A 19483-nucleotide genomic window follows, 5' to 3' on the forward strand; every position below is an offset into this window, starting at 1 on the left:
AAAGCTGTTCGCGGTTACTTCTCCTGCTGCTTGCGCCAGCGAATCCCGGCCTCGAGGAACCCGTCGATCTCGCCGTTGAAGACGGCCTCGGGGTTGCCGACCTCGAACTCGGTGCGCAGGTCCTTGACCATCTGGTACGGGTGCAGCACGTACGACCGCATCTGGTTGCCCCAGCTGTTGCCGCCGTCGCCCTTGAGGGCGTCCATCCTGGCCTGCTCCTCCTGGCGGCGCCGCTCGAGCAGCTTGGCCTGGAGGACGTTCATCGCGGTGGCCTTGTTCTGGATCTGCGACCGCTCGTTCTGGCAGGAGACGACGATGCCGGTGGGCAGGTGGGTGAGGCGCACCGCGGAGTCGGTCGTGTTGACGCCCTGGCCGCCGGGACCGGAGGAGCGGTAGACGTCCACGCGCAGCTCGGACTCGTCGATCTCGATGTGGTCGGTCTGCTCGACCACCGGGAGCACCTCGACGCCCGCGAAGGAGGTCTGCCGGCGCCCCTGGTTGTCGAAGGGCGAGATGCGCACCAGCCGGTGCGTGCCCTGTTCCACGGAGAGCGTGCCGTAGGCGTACGGCACCTGCACGGCGAAGGTGGTCGACTTGATGCCGGCCTCCTCGGCGTACGACGTCTCGTAGATCTCGGTCTTGTAGCCGTGGCGCTCGGCCCAGCGCAGGTACATCCGCTGGAGCTTCTCGGCGAAGTCGGCGGCGTCGACGCCGCCGGCCTCGGCGCGGATGTTCACGAGCGCCTCACGGGCGTCGTACTCCCCGCTGAGCAGGGTGCGGACCTCCATCTCGTCCAGCGCCTTCTTGACGGCGGCGAGCTCGGACTCGGCCTCGGCGCGGGTGTCCGGGTCGTCCTCCTCCTCGGCCATCTCGAACAGCACCGAGAGATCGTCGATCCGCCCGCGCAGCGCCTCGGCCTTCCTGACCTCGGCCTGCAGATGGCTCAGCTTGCTGGTGATCTTCTGCGCCTCGTCCGGGTTGTCCCACAGGGACGGCGCGGCCGCCTGCTCCTCGAGCACGGCGATGTCTGCCCTCAGCTTGTCGAGGTCCAGAACGGCCTCGATCGACTCCATGGTCGAGGAGAGGGACTTTAGCTCTTCGGATACATCGACGACTGCCACGCCTCCAGCGTAACGGTTCCGCCAACCGTGGAACGCAGGTGACCACGGCGCACCCGGGTCCCGCCGGTCACGGGGCGGCCGGCGCCGAGGCCCCCGGGTCCCGCGGTGCGGTGTCCGCGTCGTCGCCGGACGTGGCCAGCCAGGTGCCGATCCCGGCCGCCGCGGCCAGGACCAGGGCCGCCACCGCGAGGACGATCCGGCGCCGCCGGGCGATCGCCCGGTGCCTCGCCGAGCCGGGACGCGGCGCCCCGGCGGCCCTGGGCACCCGGGCCGTGCCGCGGGCGCCCCCGGCCAGCTCGTCCGGCCCCGGCACCCGCATCGAGGTGTGCGTGTCCCGGTTGGAGTCGGCCGGCCTGGAGCCCGGGACCAGCGGCACCGCGCCGCGGCGCGTCCCGCCCGCGGACACCGGCTCCGGCGGCGGGGCGTCCTGAGGGGCGGGTTCCACGTCCGGCTCGTCCACGTCCAGCGGCGGCATCCCCGCGAGCAGCGGCAGCAGCTCGCGCAGCCGGGTGCCGAGCTCCGAGGCCCGCAGCCGCGAGGCCGGCGCCTTGGCCAGGCACTGCACGATCAGCTGCCACAGCTCGTCCGGGATGCCGGGCAGCGGGGCCACCGTCTCCGTGACGTGCCGGCGCAGCACCGCGCCGGGGTGGCCGCCGCCGAACGGCGTGAAGCCCGCCAGCAGCTCGTACAGGACCGTGGCGAGGGCGTAGATGTCGACGGCCGCCCGCGGGGGCAGGCCCTCCACGATCTCCGGCGCCAGGTAGTCCGGAGTGCCGATGATCTTCGTCGCGCGCGTCCGGCGGGGTGAGTCGATCAGCTTCGCCACCCCGAAGTCGGTCAGCAGCGCGGGGTGGGCGCCCCCGGGGCCCAGCGGGCCCTGCATGTCGAGGAGCACGTTCTCCGGCTTCACGTCCCGGTGCACCACGCCGGCCGCGTGCGCCGCCGCGAGCCCGTCGGCGACGTCGGCGACGATCGCGACCGCCGCCTCCGGCGCGAGCCGCCGGTCGCGGTCGAGGCGGGTGCGCAGGTCGGTGCCGCGGACCAGGTCCATGACGAGCGCGAGGTCGTTGCCGTCCACGACCAGGTCGCGCACGGAGACGATGTGCGGGTCCTCCAGACCGAGCAGCGCGGTGCGCTCCTGCACGAAGCGCCCGACGAGCTCCTGGTCGGAGGCGAGGTCCTCGCGCAGCAGCTTGATGGCGACGGGACCGTCCGGCCCCTCGCCCAGCCACACCGTGCCGGCGCTGCCCCGCCCCAGGATCTGGTTGGCGGTGTACCGGCTGCCGATCTTCCGTGCCAAGACTGCTCCTACCGACGCGTGTTGTCGCTAAAACTACGCGTCCGGGGAGCCGACCTTCACCGCGGAGACGGAAATCACCCGCCAGAAGTCGACAAATCCCCAGTCCGACGCGTCCTCGGCCCGGCGCACCCGGACCGGCGCTTCCCGGGACGGCTCACCCGGTGGCTCACCCACCCCGGACCGGCGCTTCCCGGGACGGCTCACCCGGTGGCTCACCCCGGTCCGGCGCACCCCGGACCGGCGCACCCGCACCGGCGCCCCGCGCCCGGGTTGTCAGGCGCCGTTGCCCGAGATCGAGCTCCCCAGGTCGCCGATCCACCCGGAGACGGTGTCGAACCAGTCCTTGAGCTGCGCGAAGTAGCCCTTGCCGGTGCCGATCCAGTCCTGCAGCGGGCTCAGTTCCCAGATCAGCCAGCTCGCCACGAACAGGATGACGATGGTGAACAGGCACCCCTTCAGGCAGCCGAGGCCGGGGATCTTCATCGGGTTGGCGCCGCGCTGCCGCGGCTGCCGGGGCTCGCGGGCGGGCTGCTGCGGCTCCGGCGCGTACCGCTGCGGCTGCTGCTGCCGGGGCCGCTGGTGCTGCTGCGGCGCGGCGTACTGCTGCGGCGGGCCGGCGTACTGCTGCGGCTGGTGCGGGTAGCCGTAGTCCGGGCCGGCCTGCGGGGGCCGCTGCTGCGGGCGCTGCTGGGGCCGCTGCGGCTGCTGCTGCGGGCGCGCGACCTGGCGCTGGGGGCGGCGGCGCAGCGGATCCTCGCCGGGGTCGATGTACTGCACCTGGGTCTGCTCGTTGCGGTCGCGGGCGGCGCGCAGCTGGCTCTGCCAGGGGTGCGGCTGCTCCGGGTCACCGGACTGCCGGTCCGGCTGCCCCTGCGGTACCGGCGGCAGAACGGCCGTCGGGTCGGCGGCGCCGGTCTGCGGCAGCACGGCGGTGGGGTCCGCGGCGCCCGCCGGACCGGGGGCGCCGGTGTGCGGCAGGACGCTGGTCGCGGCGTTCGGGTCGAAGGCGCCCGCGCCGTGCTGCAGCACCTGCGTCGCGTCCGCCGAGCCGGGGACGGCGGCCGGGGACGAGTCGGGGGCCAGCAGGCTCCCGACGGCGTCCGCGGCGGCGATCTGGGCGCTGCTCGCGTGGACGCCGACGCCCTCGGCGACGACGCGCAGGCCGCGGGCGAGGTTCTCGGCGCTGGGCCGTTCGTCGGGGTTCTTGCGCAGGCAGCGCTCGATGACCGTCCACAGCGGGTCGGGGACCGTGGAGGGGCGGCGCGGTTCGGCGCTCAGGTGCTGGTGCAGCACCTCCAGGGCGGTGGCGCCGGCGAACGGCGGGCGGCCGGTGACCAGCTCGTACAGCAGGATGCCGGCGCCGTAGACGTCGACGGCGGAGGTCTGCGGGCGGCCCTCGGCGGACTCCGGCGCGATGTACGCGGGCGTGCCGACGAACTCCTGGGTGCGGGTCAGGCCCGGGGAGTCGGCGAGGCGCGCGATGCCGAAGTCGGTCAGCATCGGGTGCATCTGGCCGCCGCCCTGCGCCAGCAGGACGTTGGCGGGCTTCAGGTCGCGGTGGACCACTCCGTCGGCGTGGCTGGCGGCGAGCGCGTCGGCGATCTGGGCGGTGAGCAGGGCGGCGCCCACGGGGCTGAGCGGACCGTTCTCGCGCAGGTAGCGGTGCAGGTCGGGACCGTCGATGAGGTCCATGACCAGCGCCAGCAGATCACCCTCGACGACCAGGTCGCGGACCCGGACGATGTTGGGGTGGGTCAGGCGCAGCAGGACGGAGCGCTCCCGGAGGAAGCGCATCACGATGTCCGGGTCGCTCGCCAGCTCCTCCTTGAGGACCTTGATGGCGACGGTCTCGCCGGGCTGGCCCGGCACGGCGGCCTCGGCCCCCGCGGTCTCGCGCTGGCGGGCTCGCCAGACGGTGCCCGTGGCGCCGCGTCCGAGCGGTTCCTCGAGCAGGTACTTGCTCCCTACCGGCCGCACGTCATGGGCTCCCTGCTGCTTGCTTACGTTCCGACCCACTGTAATGGCGCGAAGGGCGCCACCGGCTGTCGTCGCCCAAGCGTCTCGCGTACGAGATTCCCGCGCCTGTGCGAAGGAAAGACGCTCGACCCGGTCCGTCGGTTGCCGGAAGCGGTCGTGACCGATCTCAAGCGGTCATCGGGAGGGCGGCTGTCAGGCACTTTTGCGGGCAGAGCCGACCAATCAAGATCACTTGCCCTCCGGCGGCGGGCGTGTTGTCGGCGGCAGGTGCGAGGATGCCTGCAGTACTGGCCGATGTGCTCGTGCGGGGTGGGGGGAAGTCCGCGCCCGCGCAGAAGGGACCGCTGACGGCGATGCAGATCCGGCTGACCGTCGTTGACCCGCTGGGCCCGCCCGACCGGGCCCGGGGCCGCACCGCGAGCCGCGACGTACTGGTCACGGCGCCCGCCGGCACGGCCCTCGCCGCGGTCGCGTCGGCGCTGGCCTCGGCGGTCTCCGGCGACGGGAGCGCGGCCGCGTCCGGCGGCGCCCCCGTGCTGTACGCGGGCGCGGAGCGGCTCGACGACCGCCGCAGCACCCTCGGCGAGCCCCCGCTGACCGACGGCGCGGTGCTGTCCCTGGGCGCCCCGGCCGACCCCGAGCCGCACCCGGAGCCGGCCGACGCCCCGACCCAGCTGCACGTGGTCGCCGGGCCCGACGCGGGCGGAGTGCACCTGCTGCACGGCGGGGAGATCCGCATCGGCCGCTCCGCCGACGCCGACGTCCCGCTCGACGACCCGGACGTCTCCCGGCTGCACTGCGCGGTCACGGTCGCCGCCGACGGCCGCGTCTCGGTCGCCGACCTCGGCTCCACCAACGGCACGGTCCTGGACGGCTCCCGGGTGGACGCCCGCCCGGTGCCCTTCACCCCGGGCGGGCTGCTGCGGATCGGCGAGTCGGCCCTGCGGCTCGCCCCCGCCGCGCGGCCGCAGGAGCGGGTGGCGACCGCGCCGGACGGGGAGGGCCACATACGGGTGCCCTCCGGGGCGGACCGGACGGCGCCGGGCGGCGCGGGCCCGGCCGGGGCCGCCGCGCAGGCTCCGGCGGGGTCCCACGCGCGCGTGGCGGACGGCGGCGACACGGGCGCCGCCCTGCGGCAGGCGACCGGCGCCCAGGGGCACGCCCCGGTGGTGCCGGAGCAGGGCGGGGCGCCGCGGATCGAGAGCGGCCCGCCGCAGCCACCGTCCGGGCCGACCCGCTACATGGCCGGGGACACGCACGCCGGCCACCCGGGCGCGGTCGCGTGGAACCCCGGCGCGCCCACCCACGACGCGGCGCACCACGGCTCGGTGGACTACGGCTCGGTGGACCACGGCGCGGTGGACCACGGCGCGGTGGACCACGGCTCGGTGGGAGACGGCGCACGCGCGCGGGGCGGTACGGCCGCCCAGGGTGCGCGCAGGCGCGGCGGGCTCACGGCATGGGCCCGGCGGCTGGCCGGCGGGCGCGGCGAGCAGACCGCGGCGGCCGACGAGGCGTACGGCGCCCAGGACGCCCCCGGCGCGGCGGCGTCCCCGCCCGCCGGTGGTTCCCGGCTGCCGGAGACCTGGCCGGACCCGGCGGCGCTGCTGCTGACGGCGCTCGGTCCGGGCCCCCGGCTGTGGGAGCGCGGGCCGGGACACCCGGAGACGCTCACCGTGCGGCTCGGCACGGCCGACCGGGCGGCGCCCGACGGCTCCGGCCTGCTGCCCGCCGTGCCGGTGACCGCGAACCTGCGCGAGGCCGGCGCCCTGGGGCTGGCCGGCCCCCGCGCGCGCCTGTCCGGGCTGGCCCGCGCGGTGGTGGCCCAGCTCGCCGCGCTGCACTCCCCCGAACTGCTGGAGATCGTCCTGATCAGCGCGGACCGCTCCCGTCCGGTGCAGGAGCGTGCCGCGGAGTGGTCCTGGCTCGGCTGGCTCCCCCATGTGCGTCCCGCGCACGGCCAGGACTGCCGTCTCCTGCTCGCCTACGACCACGACCAGGCCGCGGCGCGCACCGACGAGCTGATCCGGCGCCTGGAGGACCGGTCGGCGGACGCCCGTCCGGGTGCCCGGCCGTCCGTCCCGGCCCCCGGGCTCCCTGCCGCCTCCCGCACCGCCGCCCGGCGCCCCTCCTGGGCCCGGGACGACGACGAGGACGGGGCGGACGGCTTCACCGGGCCGTACACCGTGGTGGTGGTGGACGGCGACCCCGGAGGCACCGCCGTGCGCGAGGCGGTGACCCGGCTGGCCCTGGCGGGACCGGCGGCCGGGATACACGTCGTGTGCCTCGCCGAGACGGAGTCCGCGCCGCCCACGTCGCCGGTCACGGAGACCTACCAGGCGGCGTGCGCGGTGGCCCCGGCGTTCCGGGACTGCGGCGCGGTCGCGCTGCTCAGCGGCGACGTGGCCACGGCGCTGCGCCTGATGCGCGTGGCCCGGACCGCTCCGGCCCCCGCCGACCGCCCCACCCCCACCCCCGGCCTCGGTGACGGCCCCGGCTCCGGTGCCGCGGGCCGCTCCGCCGCGCCCGCCCCGCCGCACGCGGGGCCGGTGGGTCCCGGCACGACGGCCGCCGTGGACGCCGTGTCGCTCGCGTGGGCCGAGCGGTTCGCGCGGGCGCTGGCGCCGTTGCGGCCGGACGGTTCCCCGGCCGAACAGCACACGCGCGTGTCCGTGCCGCTGCCCCAGGCGGCGCGGCTGCTGGACGAGCTGGGGCTCGCCCGGGCCACCCCGGCGTCGCTGATGGCGCGCTGGGCGGACGCGGCGGACGACGCGCAGTCGCTCGGCGGGCGGGCGTGGGCCGTGCTCGGCGCCGGTCCGCGCGGGCCGGTCTGCGCGGACCTCGCGGCGGACGGGCCGCACCTGCTGGTCGAGGGACCGGCGGGCAGCGGACGCACGGAACTGCTGCGGGCCGTGGTCGCCTCGCTCGCCGCCGCCGAACGCCCCGACCGGCTGGGCATCGTCCTGATCGACGGCCGGGACGGCACGGGCGCGCCCGGCGGGCCCGGCGAGGGCCTGCGCGTCTGCACGGACGTCCCGCACGTGACCACCCACCTCACCGCCAACGACCCCGTGCGGATGCGGGAGTTCGCGCAGTCCCTGAGCGCCGAGCTGAAGCGGCGGGCCGAACTGCTGGGCCGCTGCGACTTCGATAAGTGGCACGCCGGGCGGGCGGCGGCGGGCCGGATCGTCCCGCAGCGGACGGCGGGGACCCGCGGTACGCCCGCCGCCGCGCCCGCGCCCGGCACTGCGGCAGGCACCACGGCAGGCACCGCGGCCGTGGCACCCGGCGCGGCGGCCGCGGCGGCCCTGGCGGCCGGAGGCCGCGCCGCCGGCCCGTCCGGTGCCGGGGCCGGGGCCGCCGACCTGGACACCCCGCCCAGCTCGACCCTGCGACTGCGCCCGGCGGCCGCCCGCCGACGGGCGGAGGACACGCCGCCGCCGCTGCCCCGGCTGGTCGTGGTCGTCGACGACCTCGACGCCCTCGTGTCCCCCGCGCTGGGTTCACCCGGCCGGCCGGCGGCCGGTTCGGTGATGCGGGCGCTGGAGGCGGTGGCCCGGGAGGGCGAGCGGCTCGGCGTGCACCTGGTGGCGGCGGCCGGGCCGGGCGGCCGTACCGCGGAGACCGAACCGGCCCGCCGGGCCGGCCTGCGCGTGACGCTGGACACGCCCGGCGCCGGACCGGACCAGCCGGCTCCCGGCCGGGGCCACCTGACCTGGGCCGACGGACGGGCCACGGCCTTCCAGGGCGGCCGGGTCACGGGCCGCATACCCCGCACGGCGACGCTGCGCCCCACGGTCGTCCCGCTGGAGTGGGAGCGCATGGGCGACCCGCCCGCCCGCCGCCCCGTACGGGAACTGGGCAACGGTCCGACGGACCTCGCCCTGCTGGCCAGCGCGCTGGAGAGGGCCGCACGAGAAGTGTCGGCGGCACACGTCCCGTCACTGCTGTAGCACCGGCGGCCGTTCGCAGCCCCGACGGCCGTTCGCAGCCCGCCCGACACCCGTCGGCACCCGCTCGGCGTCCACCCGACAGCCGCCCGCCCCATGGCCGCCCCCGCCCGGCCCTCGGCGCGCCGCCCGGCCCGCGGGCGCGCCCGCCGGGCGCCGGTCACGCCGTCCGCACCCGCCCGCGCCCCGTCCGGACAGCCGTCCGGACCCCATCCGCACACCCGTCCGGACACCCGCCCCCACCCCCGGTCACGACGCGGTCACGAATCGCCGCTTGACACCGGAGGCGCTCTTGCCGCCCCCTGCGCACGGGCGTAGACCAGACGGACGGGACAGCGCTCGGTCGTTCGACGAAGATCGAAGAACGGGGCAGTGAATGCACAGCACGAGCAAGAACCGCAGGGCCGCGAGGACGGCCGCCGCGCTCCTCTTAGGGGCGCTCACACTGTCGCTCACCGCCTGCGGCGGCGACGACAACGACAAGGGCAAGGACGACACAGGCGGCGGCAAGGAGACGGGCTCCACCGTCACCCTCCCGAAGCTGAACGGCGCGAGCCTGGAGGTCGCCGCCGTCTGGACCGGCGGCGAGCAGAAGAACTTCAAGAAGGTCCTGGCCGAATTCGAGAAGCGCACCGGCGCCAAGGTCACCTTCGTGCCCGCCCAGGACCCGATCATCAACTTTCTCGGCTCGAAGGTCGCGGGCGGGCAGCCGCCGGACGTCGCGCTGCTGCCGCAGCCGGGCGCCATCAAGCAGGCCGTCGACAAGGGCTGGGCCAAGCCCCTCGGCACCGAGGCCGTCGCGGAGCTGAAGAAGAACTACGCCCAGGGCTGGCAGGACATCGGCAAGGTCGACGGCAAGCAGTACGGCGCCTACTACAAGGCCGCCAACAAGTCGCTGATCTGGTACAACGCCAAGGTCTTCGAGAACGCGGGCGCCTCCGAGCCGAAGACGTGGAAGGAACTGCTCGGCACCGCCCAGACGGTCTACGACTCCGGTGTGACGCCGTTCTCCGTCGCCGGCGCGGACGGCTGGCCGCTGACCGACTGGTTCGAGAACGTCTATCTCTCCCAGGCGGGCCCGGAGAAGTACGACCAGCTCGCCCAGCACAAGATCAAGTGGACGGACCCCTCCGTGAAGGAGGCCCTGACCACGCTCGCCCAGATCTGGGGCAAGAAGGACTACGTGGCGGGCGGCAGTTCCGGCGCCCTGCAGACGGAGTTCCCCGCCTCCGTCACGCAGACCTTCACCGGCGGCGCCCAGCCCAAGGCGTCCATGGTCTACGAGGGCGACTTCGTGCAGGTCAACATCCAGGAGACCAAGGCGCAGGTCGGCACCGACGCGAAGGTGTTCCCGTTCCCCGCGGTCGGTGACAGCCCGCCGGTGGTCTCCGGCGGCGACGCGGCCGTGATCCTGAAGGACTCCAAGGCGGCGCAGGCCCTGGTCACCTTCCTGGCCTCGCCCGACGCGGCGACCATCCAGGCCAAGCTGGGCGGCTACCTCTCGCCGAACAAGAACGTGCCGAACTCGGCGTATCCGAACCCGGTCCAGCAGAAGATCGCCAAGGCCCTCGTCGCGGCCGGCGACGACTTCCGCTTCGACATGTCCGACCAGGCCCCGCAGTCCTTCGGCGGCACGCCCGGCAAGGGCGAGTGGAAGGACCTTCAGGACTTCCTGAAGAACCCCAAGGACGTGGCGGGCGCGCAGGCGAAGCTCGAGGCGGACGCGGCGAAGGCGTACGGAGGCTGACCGGGCGATGACCGGACACGTCACAGTGGGGTGGAGCCGGCGATGACGCCGGCCGCCGCGGAGGGTGTCGCCAAGAACACGGCGAGACCCTCCGCTCCCCGTCCGCGCAAGAGTGTGACCGGCACCCGCCGGACGGTGGCAGCGCTCTTCCTGCTGCCGGCCCTGGTGCTGCTCGGCGCGCTCGTGGTCTACCCGATCGGGTACTCGGTCGTCCGCAGCTTCTACAACGCCTCCGGCGACGGCTTCGCCGGATTCGACAACTACCGGGCCCTGTTCACCGACGACGGCATCCGCACCGCGCTGAAGAACAACATCGTCTGGGTGGTGTTCGCGCCCACGGTGGCGACCGCGCTCGGCCTGATCTTCGCGGTGCTCACCGAACGGGTGCGCTGGGGCACGGCGTTCAAGCTGGTCGTCTTCATGCCGATGGCGATCTCGATGCTGGCGGCCGGCATCATCTTCCGCCTGGTCTACGACCAGGACCCCGACAAGGGCGTGGCGAACGCGGTGTGGGTCGGGGTGCACGACACCTTCGCCGAGTCCTCCGCGTTCCCGAAGGCGCACCCGGGCCGCGAGTCACCGCTGACGGCGCAGGGCGGCGGCTTCGTGACCAAGGCGGCCGTCCGCACCGGGGAGTCCGTCGCCCTCCCGCTGGTCGGCGTCGCCCCCGACCAGATGCCCGGCAGCGCGGTCCACGCCGTACAGGCGAAGCCCGACCCGGGGAAGATCACCGGCACCACCTGGCAGGACTTCACCCGCGGCAAGGGCGTGGGGAAGCTCGGCGCCGTCGACGCCTCCGAGCTGGGCTATCCCGGCATGCGGATCGAGGCGGTCAAGGACGGCGAGGTCGTGGCGACGGCGAAGGCCGCGGACGACGGCACCTTCACGCTGCCCGCGAAGGCCGACGGGGCGCACCTGCGGCTGCCCGCGTCCAACTTCGCGGAGCCGTACAACGGCCTGGACTGGCTCGGTCCGTCGCTGGTCACACCGGCGATCATCGGCAGTTACGTGTGGATGTGGGCGGGCTTCGCGATGGTCCTGATCGCGGCCGGGCTCGCGGGCATCCCGCGGGAACTGCTGGAGGCCGCCCGCGTCGACGGCGCGGGCGAGTGGCAGGTGTTCCGCAGGATCACCGTGCCGCTGCTGGCGCCGGTGCTCGCGGTCGTCGTCGTCACCCTGATGATCAACGTCCTGAAGATCTTCGACCTGGTCTTCATCATCGCCCCGAACAGCTCCCAGGACGACGCCAACGTGCTGGCCCTGGAGCTGTACCGGAAGGGCTTCTCCGAGGACCAGCCCGGCATCGCCAGCGCGATCTCGGTGTTCCTGCTGCTGCTCGTCATCCCGGTGATGCTGTTCAATGTCCGCAGGCTGCGACGGGAGGTGCGGCGATGACCGCGGAGGCCGGAAGTCTCCCCGAAGCGGCGCCCGTCGAGCCCGTCCGGCCCGCCAAGGCCGGGCAGTCGCTCGGCTCGCGGCTCGCGGGCGCGGTCAGCGGCGGCGTGCTGCGCGCCTTCCTCCTGGTGGTGGCCCTGTTCTGGCTGGTCCCGACGATCGGCCTGCTGCTGGCGTCGCTGCGCTCCCCCGAGGACATGGCGGCGAACGGCTGGTGGAACGTGTTCAGCGAGCCCTCGCAGATCACGTTCGACAGCTACCAGAAACTGCTGGACAACAGCGACATCACCGACGCGCTGCTGAACACCATCTGGATCACCGTCCCGGCGACGGTCATGGTCGTCGTCATCGGCGCCCTCGCGGGCTACGCCTTCGCGTGGATGGAGTTCCCGGGCCGCGACTGGTGGTTCCTGGGCGTGGTCGGCCTGCTGGTGGTGCCGGTGCAGGTGGCGCTGATCCCGATCGCCGAACTCTTCGGCAACATCGGCCTGTTCGGGACGATCTCCGGGGTGATCCTGTTCCACGTGGGCTTCGGCCTGCCGTTCGCGGTGTTCCTGCTGCGGAACTTCTTCGCGGAGATCCCGCGGGAGCTGCTGGAGGCGGCCCGGCTCGACGGGGCCGGCGAACTGCGCCTGTTCGCCCGCGTGGTGATGCCGCTCGGCGGGCCCGCGATCGCGAGCCTGGGCATCTTCCAGTTCCTGTGGGTGTGGAACGACATGCTGGTCGCCCTGGTGTTCACCAAGGCGGGCACCCAGCCCATCACGGTCGCCCTGCAGACGCAGGTGCGGCAGTTCGGCAACAACGTCGACGTGCTGGCGCCCGGCGCGTTCATCTCGATGGTGATCCCGCTGGCCGTGTTCTTCGCCTTCCAGCGGCAGTTCGTCTCCGGCGTGATGGCCGGCGCCGTCAAGTGACCGTGTGAACAACGCCCGAGGGGGCGGGGCGTCACGGCCCCGCCCCCTCTCGTTCACCCGGTATCCCCCGTATGCCGTACAAACCGTAACCAGGTCACTCCACTGGCCGTTCCTGGGCAGAACCCCCCGCGCCGAGCCAACTTGGATGTGCCTTGCCCAGGTTCAGTGTCATCGTCCCCGCGTACGAGGTTCAGGCGTACCTGCACGCATGCCTGGAATCGGTGCTGACCCAGTCGTACCCCGATCTCGAGGTGATCGCGGTGGACGACCGCTCGCCGGACGCCTGCGGCGAGATCATCGACGAGTTCGCACGGCGCGACGCGCGCGTGCGCCCCGTGCACCTGCCCGAGAACGGGGGCCTCGGTCCCGCGCGCAACGCCGGGCTGGCGCGGGCCACCGGCGACTACCTGGTGTTCCTGGACGGCGACGACACCCTCGCCCCGGACGCGCTGCGGGCGATCGCCGACCGGCTGGAGGAGACGGGCGACCCGGACGTGCTGGTCTACGACTACACGCGCACCTTCTGGTCGGGCGAGACCGTCCGCAACCAGGCCGCCGCCCAGCTCACCGAGCAGGGCCCGGCGCCCTTCCGGCTGGCGGACCGGCCGGGCCTGCTGCGCCTGCTGATGGTCGCCTGGAACAAGGCGTACAAGCGGGAGTTCGTCGAGCGCGAGGCGCTCGCCTTCCCGCCCGGCTACTACGAGGACACCCCGTGGACGTTCCCGGCGCTGATGGCGGCCGAGTCGCTGGCCACCCTCGACCGGGTGTGCGTCCACTACCGGCAGCGCCGCCGGGGCAACATCCTCGGCACCACCAGCCGCCGGCACTTCGACGTCTTCGAGCAGTACGACCGCGTCTTCGCCTACCTCGAGCGGCACCCCGAACTGGCCTGCTGGCGGCCGGTGTTGTTCCGCCGCATGGTCGACCATCTGATCGTGGTGTTCTCCCGGCGCGACCGGCTGCCGCGCGAGGCCCGCGCCGAGTTCCTGCGCAAGGCCCGTGCGTACTACCGCCGTTACCGGGTTCCCGGCGGCCCCGGCGGCACCGGCGGCACCGGCGGCCGCGTTCCGCTGCGGCACGCCCTGGTCCGCTGGGGCCTGCACCGCACGTACCGCGCCCTGCGGCTGGCGTCGGCGGCGCACCGCAGGACCGGCAAGCTCGCCGCGCGCCTGCTCCGGGCGGTGCGGGCGGGCGGCCTCCGGCTGCACTACCGCTTCCAGCGGTGCCTGCCGCTGCGCGCCGACCGCGCCGTCTTCTCCGCCGCCGGGGACCGCGGCCACGGCTGCGACCCGGGGGCACTGGAGGAGGCGTTCCGCGCCCTGGCGCCGCACATCCGCACGACGTGGGTCGCCCGCCCCGGGCACCGGCACCCCGCCCCCGGGGCGGCCCCGCGGGTCAGCCCGGACACGGCCGCGTACTTCACGGCGCTCGCCCGCTCCAAGTACCTCGTCGACGACGCCGACCTCGACCGGCGCCTGGTCAAGCGCCCCGGCCAGATCCTGGTGCGGGCCGGGCACGGCACCCCGCTCCGGCACCGGGGCCTGGACCTCCAGGAGCGCCCGGCGGCCGCCCGCGACACGGACTTCGCCGCCCTGCTGCGAGGCGTCGACACCTGGGACTACGTGCTGTCCGCCAACCGCCACTCCACCCTGACCTTCGAACGCGTCTTCCCGGGCGCCTACACCACGCTGGAGTACGGCGCCCCGCGCAACGACGTCTTCCAGCGCGCGACCCCGGCGGACGTGGCGCGGCTGCGCGAGCTGTTCGGCGTCCCCGGGGACGCGGTGGCGGTCCTGTACGCGCCCACCTGCCGCGACCACCGGCGCACCCAGGGACCGGCCCTGGACGTGGAGCGCGTCGCGCGCCGGCTCGGGCGGCGCTTCGTCGTCCTGCTGCGCGCCCACCCCCGGCACACCGGCCCCCTGCCGCGGGGCGCGCGGATCATCGACGTCACCGGCCACCCGAGCGTCGAGGACGTCTGCCTCGCCTCCGACGTCCTGGTCACCGACTACTCGTCGATCATGTTCGACTACGCCAACCTGGACCGGCCGATCGTGGTGCACGCCGCGGACTGGGAGGCGTTCGAGGCGTCCAGCGGCGCCTACTTCGACCTGCGTGACGCCCCGCCGGGCCCGGTCGTCCGCAGCGAGGACGAGCTGATCGAGGTCTTCGCCGCCGGACGCTGGCACGACGCCCGCTCGGCGCGGCTGCGCCTGGCGTTCCGGGAGCGCTTCTGCCCGTACGACGACGGGCGCGCCGCCGAACGCGTGGTCCGGCACGTGGTATTGGGTGAACGCGGGGCGGACCTGCCGCCGGTCGTGCCGCTCGCCGAGCGCCGCCCGGTGCCGTCGGCGGCGGCCCCCGCGCGCGCCCCGCAGACCACGGTGCCGCAACCGGCCGGCCCGCTGACCGTCACCGACAGCCTCTGAACGCCGTTGTCACTCCGGGGAGTTCGCATGCCCTCCAGTCCGTCGCGGCCCACCCCGAGCAGGCCGCGCAGCCGGCGCCCCGCCGGGCGTCCGGGGCGAGGCCGCGCCGCCTGAGGCGCCCAAGCCCGTGCAGAACATCGACAGGAAGATCAGAATGCCCCGCTTCAGCATCATCGTCCCGTCCCACGGTGTGGCGGGCCGGCTGTCCCAGGCGCTGGACTCCGTCCTCGCGCAGTCCTTCGGCGACGTCGAGCTGATCCCGGTCTGCGACGCCCCCGGCTCACCCGCGGCGGACGTCGCCGCCCGGTACGCCGAGCGGGACTCCCGGGTGGTCCCGGTGCACTCGCCCCCCTCGGCCGGTCTGGCCGGGGCCCGCAACACCGGCATGCGGGCGGCGACCGGCGCGTACGTACTGTTCCTCGACGGCGACGACACCCTCGTACCGGGCGCGCTGACGGCGCTCGACGCCCGCCTGGCGGAGACCGGCGACGTCGACGTGCTGTACTTCGAGCACGAGCGGGCCCCGTGGTGGGAGGGCGAGCCAAGCAACCCGGCCGCGCTGCTGTGGCCGCGGACGCTCCCGGACGGCGCCTTCGCTCCCGGCCAGGTGCCGCAGCTGACCGGGGTGCGGCTGCCGGCGTGGAGCGCCGCGCACCGCCGCGCCTTCCTCCTCGAACACGAACTCCTCTTCCCCGGCGGCCACTTCACCGACGTCGGCTTCTGCGGGCTGGTCGCGCTGCACGCCGAGCGGGCCGCGGTGCTGCGCCGGGTCGTGGTACGGCACCTGGTGCGGCGGCAGGGCAGCCGGGCGGCCCGGCCGGGCGAGCACCACTTCGAACTCCTCGACCAGACCGACCTGGTGCTCACCCGGGCCGCCGAACTGGGGCTGCCGGCCGAGCGGTCGGGTCCGCTGTTCGCGCAGCTCTTCGCCGCGATCCTGAAGACCGCCGCGCATCCCCGGCGGCTGCCGGCCAGGCGGCGGGCCTTCTTCCGGCGGGCGAGCAGGCTCTACCGGCGCCACCGCCCGGCCGGTTTCCGCCCGCCGGGCGGCAGTGTCGGCGTGCAGCACCGGCTGCTGGCGGCGGGGGCGTACACGGCGTTCCGCGCCCTGCGCTCCGTCAACCGGGCGGCGGCCGGGGCGCGGGAGCGCCTGCCGCGTCCGAAGGGGCTGCGCACCCGCCTGCGCTACGCGCGCGCCCTGCGCCGCCCGCTGGATCCCCACCTCGCGGTGTACTGCGCCTACTGGGGCCGCGGCTACGCCTGCAGCCCGGCGGCGATCCACGCCAAGGCGCGCCAACTGGCCCCGCACATCCGCGGGGTGTGGCTGGTGGAGGCGGACCAGGCGCACACCGTGCCGGCGGGCGTCGAGTACGCGGTGATCGGCAGCCGCCGGTACTGGGAGGTGCTGGCCCGCGCCACCTACCTCGTCAACAACGCCAACTTCGCGGACGCCGTCGTCAAACGGCCCGGCAGCGTGCACGTGCAGACCCAGCACGGCACCCCGCTGAAGAAGATGGGTGTCGACCAGGTGGCGTACCCCGTGGTCGCGGCGGCGACCGGCAGCTTCGCCAGGCTGCTGGCCCGGGTGGACCGCTGGGACTACAACCTCACCTCCAACCGCCACTCCACCGAGATGTGGGAGCGTGCCTTCCCCGGCGCGCACGAGACCCTGGAGTACGGCTATCCGCGCAACGACGTCTACTGCACGGCGACGGCGGACGACGTGGCGCGCGTGCGCCGGGAGCTGGGCGTGCCGGAGGGCAGCACGGCCGTCCTGTACGCGCCCACCCACCGGGACTACCGCACCGGCTTCGAGACGGGCCTGGACCTGGAGGCGTTCTGCGAGGCGGCCGGCGAGAACGTCGTCGTGCTGCTGCGCGCCCACTACTTCTACGACCGCGGCGACAGGCCGGACACCGGCCGGGCCGGCCGGGAAGGCCGCATCAGCCGCATTATTGACGTGTCCTCGCACCGCTCCTCCGAGGACGTGTGCCTGGCCGCCGACGCGCTGATCACCGACTACTCGTCGATCATGTTCGACTACGCCAACCTGGACCGGCCGATCGTGGTGTACGCGGACGACTGGGACGTCTACCGGGAGACCCGCGGCGTCTACTTCGACCTGATGGAGAGCCCGCCGGGCGCGGTGGCCCGCACGCCCGAGGAACTGGCGCGGGTCTTCGCCGACGGTTCCTGGGCGGGGCCGGAGGCCGCCGCGGCGCGCGCCGCCTTCCGGGAGCGGTTCTGCCAGTTCGACGACGGGCGCGCCGCCGAACGGGTCGTGCGCCGGGTGCTGCTCGGCGAGCCGCCCGAGTCGATCCCGCCCGTTCTCCCGCTCGCGGAGCGCGTCCCGGCCCCGGCCGCCTCCCCCCTCGTAAGGAGCTGACGTCAGCCGTGCCCCGCTTCAGCATCATCGTCCCCGTCTTCAAGGTGCAGGGCTACCTGCGCGAGTGCCTCGACTCGGTGCTCGGGCAGTCGTACGGCGACTTCGAGGTGGTCGCCGTCGACGACCGCTCGCCCGACGGCTGCGGCGCGATCCTCGACGAGTACGCCGCGCGCGACCCGCGGGTGCGGGTGCTGCACCTGCCGGAGAACGTCGGTCTCGGCCGGGCCCGCAACGCCGGCCTGGAGCAGGCGGGCGGCGACTACGTCCTCTTCCTCGACAGCGACGACGCCTACACGCCGGGCCTGCTGGCCGCCGTCGCCGGCCGGCTGGAGTCGGCCGGCGACCCCGACATCCTGGTCTTCGACCACGTCCGCACGCACTGGTGGGGGCGCGGCGGGCGCAGCGACTCCGCCGCCCTGCTCCAGGCGGCGGGCCCGGACACCTTCAGCCTGCGCGAGAGCCCCGAGTACGTGCACCTGTTCCTGGTGGCCTGGAACAAGGCCTACCGGCGCTCCTTCTTCCAGGGGCACGGGCTGCGGTACGCGCCCGGCCTGTACGAGGACGCGCCGGTCACCTACCGGTCGATGGTCCTCGCGGACCGCATCGCCTGCCTGAACCGGATCGGCGTCGAGTACCGGCAGCGCCGGCAGGGCGCGATCACCAAGACGCCGGGGCGCCGCCACTTCGACATCTTCGCGCAGTACGAGGGCCTGTTCGCGTTCCTGGAGGAGCGCGCGGACCTGGCCTGGGCGCGGCCGCTGCTGTTCGAGCGGGCGCTGGACCACATGCTGTACGTGCTGGCCTGCGAGGACCGGGTGACGCCCGGTCACCGCGCCGCCTTCCACCGCGAGATCCGGTCCTTCCACCGCCGTCACCTCCCGGCCGGTTTCACCCCGCCGGACGGCCCGCGCGGCACCGAGATCCGGCTGCTGGCGTCGTCGCCCTACCCGGCGTACGCGGCGCTGCGGGGCGCGCGCGGGGCGCGCGCCCTGGCGGGGAAGGCGGCCCGGCGCACGGCGCGGACCGTCTCGGCGCGCTCCCAGCGGGTCCTGTACGGGGCCGGGTCGCGGCTCCCCCTCGACCCGCACCTGGCGGTCTACTCCTCCGGCCACCACCGGGGGGTGTCCGGCGACCCGGCGGCGATCCACGCCAAGGCCCGCGAACTGGCCCCGCACATCCGCGGGGTGTGGGTGGTGCGGGAGGACGCGGTGGACACGCTGCCGCCGGGCATCGAGCACGTGACGCCGGGGTCGGCGCGCTACCACGCGGTCATGGCGCGGGCCACGTACTGGGTGAACAACGTCAACTGGCCGGGCAGCCTGGTCAAGCGGCCCGGCAGCGTCCACATCCACACCCACCTGGGCACCCCGCTGAAGTTCATGGGCGCCGACCTGCTGGACAAGCCCGGCGCCCGGCACGGTTTCAGCGTGCCGCAGATGCTGCGCCGCGCCGACCGCTGGGACTACAGCCTGGTCGCCAACCGCCACTCCGAGCTGGCGTGGGAGCGGGCCTACCCCTGTCACTTCACCTCGCTGCGGACCGGCAGCCCGCGCAACGACGTCCTGGTGGAGCCCTCCGCGCGGCGCGGCCGTGCGGTCCGCGAGCGGCTCGGCATCCCCGACGGCGACACGGTCGTGCTGTACGCCCCGACCCGGCGGGAGTACCGGCGCGGCGGCCATGTGGACCGGATCGACCTGGCCCGGTTCGCCGCCGATCTCGGCCCCGGCCACACCCTCGTGGTCCGGCTGCACCCCTCGCTCGCCGCCGGCATCGCGCGCGGCCTGGGCCTGGCCGACCTGCACCGGCGGGGCGTGCTGGTGGACGCGACGGACGAGCCGCACGTCGAGGACGTGATGCTCGCCTCCGACGTGCTGGTCACCGACTACTCGGCGCTGATGTTCGACTACGCCAACCTGGACCGGCCGATCGTGGTCCACGCCGACGACTGGGACGCCTACGTGGCGAGCCGGGGCGTCTACTTCGACGTCACGGCCGAGCCGCCGGGCCCGGTGTCGCGCTCCTACCGGGAGCTGGCGTGGCTGTTCGCGTCGGGCGGCTGGCGGGACGAGGAGTCGGCGAAGCTGCGGGCGGCGTTCCGGGAGCGGTTCTGCGAGTTCGACGACGGCCGGGCCGCCGAGCGGGTGGTGCGGACGCTGATGCTGGGCGAGCCGATGCCCGGCCCGGAGCCCTGCCCCGTCGTCCCCGCCCCCGCCGCCGGAGACGGCCGGGAGGTTCCGACACACCGTCTCACCCGTTGAGGTGAC

General features: G+C 74.7%; 10 protein-coding genes. 7 read left to right on the forward strand and 3 right to left on the reverse strand.

What is annotated here, in order from left to right; all coding sequences use genetic code 11:
- Positions 1-14: 14 nt before the first annotated feature.
- The 3 genes from prfB to ACH4ZX_RS25075 all read right to left on the reverse strand — a co-directional run bounded on the left by prfB (position 15) and on the right by ACH4ZX_RS25075 (position 4398).
- Positions 15-1121 carry a peptide chain release factor 2 gene (prfB, locus tag ACH4ZX_RS25065; protein ID WP_398276744.1) on the reverse strand — a complete coding sequence of 369 codons (1107 nt, stop codon included), beginning with the start codon at positions 1119-1121 and terminating at the stop codon, positions 15-17.
- Between the two features lie 67 nt (positions 1122-1188).
- Entirely contained in the window at positions 1189-2421 is a 1233-nt protein-coding gene (locus ACH4ZX_RS25070) for a serine/threonine-protein kinase (RefSeq protein ID WP_398276747.1), read from the reverse strand.
- Positions 2422-2694: 273 nt separating this feature from the next.
- Positions 2695-4398, reverse strand: coding sequence for a protein kinase (locus ACH4ZX_RS25075; protein WP_398276750.1), 1704 nt, complete (start codon positions 4396-4398; stop codon positions 2695-2697).
- A 353-nt stretch (positions 4399-4751) separates the two neighbouring features.
- On the opposite strand from ACH4ZX_RS25075, the gene ACH4ZX_RS25080 reads away from it, so the two are divergent.
- From ACH4ZX_RS25080 to ACH4ZX_RS25110, 7 genes are all read left to right on the forward strand, one after another.
- Positions 4752-8351 carry an FHA domain-containing protein gene (locus tag ACH4ZX_RS25080; RefSeq protein ID WP_398276825.1) on the forward strand — a complete coding sequence of 1200 codons (3600 nt, stop codon included), beginning with the start codon at positions 4752-4754 and terminating at the stop codon, positions 8349-8351.
- A 373-nt stretch (positions 8352-8724) separates the two neighbouring features.
- Complete coding sequence (locus ACH4ZX_RS25085; protein ID WP_398276753.1) at positions 8725-10095, forward strand: ABC transporter substrate-binding protein; 1371 nt, start codon at positions 8725-8727, stop codon at positions 10093-10095.
- Between the two features lie 42 nt (positions 10096-10137).
- Positions 10138-11490 (forward strand): carbohydrate ABC transporter permease, encoded by a 1353-nt coding sequence (locus tag ACH4ZX_RS25090; protein ID WP_398276756.1) that lies wholly within the window; start codon positions 10138-10140, stop codon positions 11488-11490.
- Complete coding sequence (locus ACH4ZX_RS25095) at positions 11487-12404, forward strand: carbohydrate ABC transporter permease (RefSeq protein ID WP_398276759.1); 918 nt, start codon at positions 11487-11489, stop codon at positions 12402-12404. The genes ACH4ZX_RS25090 and ACH4ZX_RS25095 overlap by 4 nt, the downstream gene beginning before the upstream one ends.
- Positions 12405-12556: 152 nt before the next feature.
- Positions 12557-14833, forward strand: a complete 2277-nt coding sequence (locus ACH4ZX_RS25100; protein WP_398276762.1) for a CDP-glycerol glycerophosphotransferase family protein — start codon at positions 12557-12559, stop codon at positions 14831-14833.
- 154 nt (positions 14834-14987) lie between these two features.
- A complete protein-coding gene (locus ACH4ZX_RS25105) occupies positions 14988-17219 on the forward strand; it encodes a CDP-glycerol glycerophosphotransferase family protein (RefSeq protein ID WP_398276765.1) in 2232 nt (743 codons plus the stop codon).
- Between the two features lie 8 nt (positions 17220-17227).
- The gene (locus tag ACH4ZX_RS25110) at positions 17228-19477 is read left to right on the forward strand and encodes a CDP-glycerol glycerophosphotransferase family protein (RefSeq protein WP_398276768.1); all 2250 of its coding nucleotides are present in this window, start codon (positions 17228-17230) and stop codon (positions 19475-19477) included.
- The last annotated feature ends 6 nt before the right edge of the window (positions 19478-19483 follow it).

It is taken from the genome of Streptomyces sp. NPDC020490, from assembly GCF_044335305.1.
GTDB lineage: Bacteria > Actinomycetota > Actinomycetes > Streptomycetales > Streptomycetaceae > Streptomyces.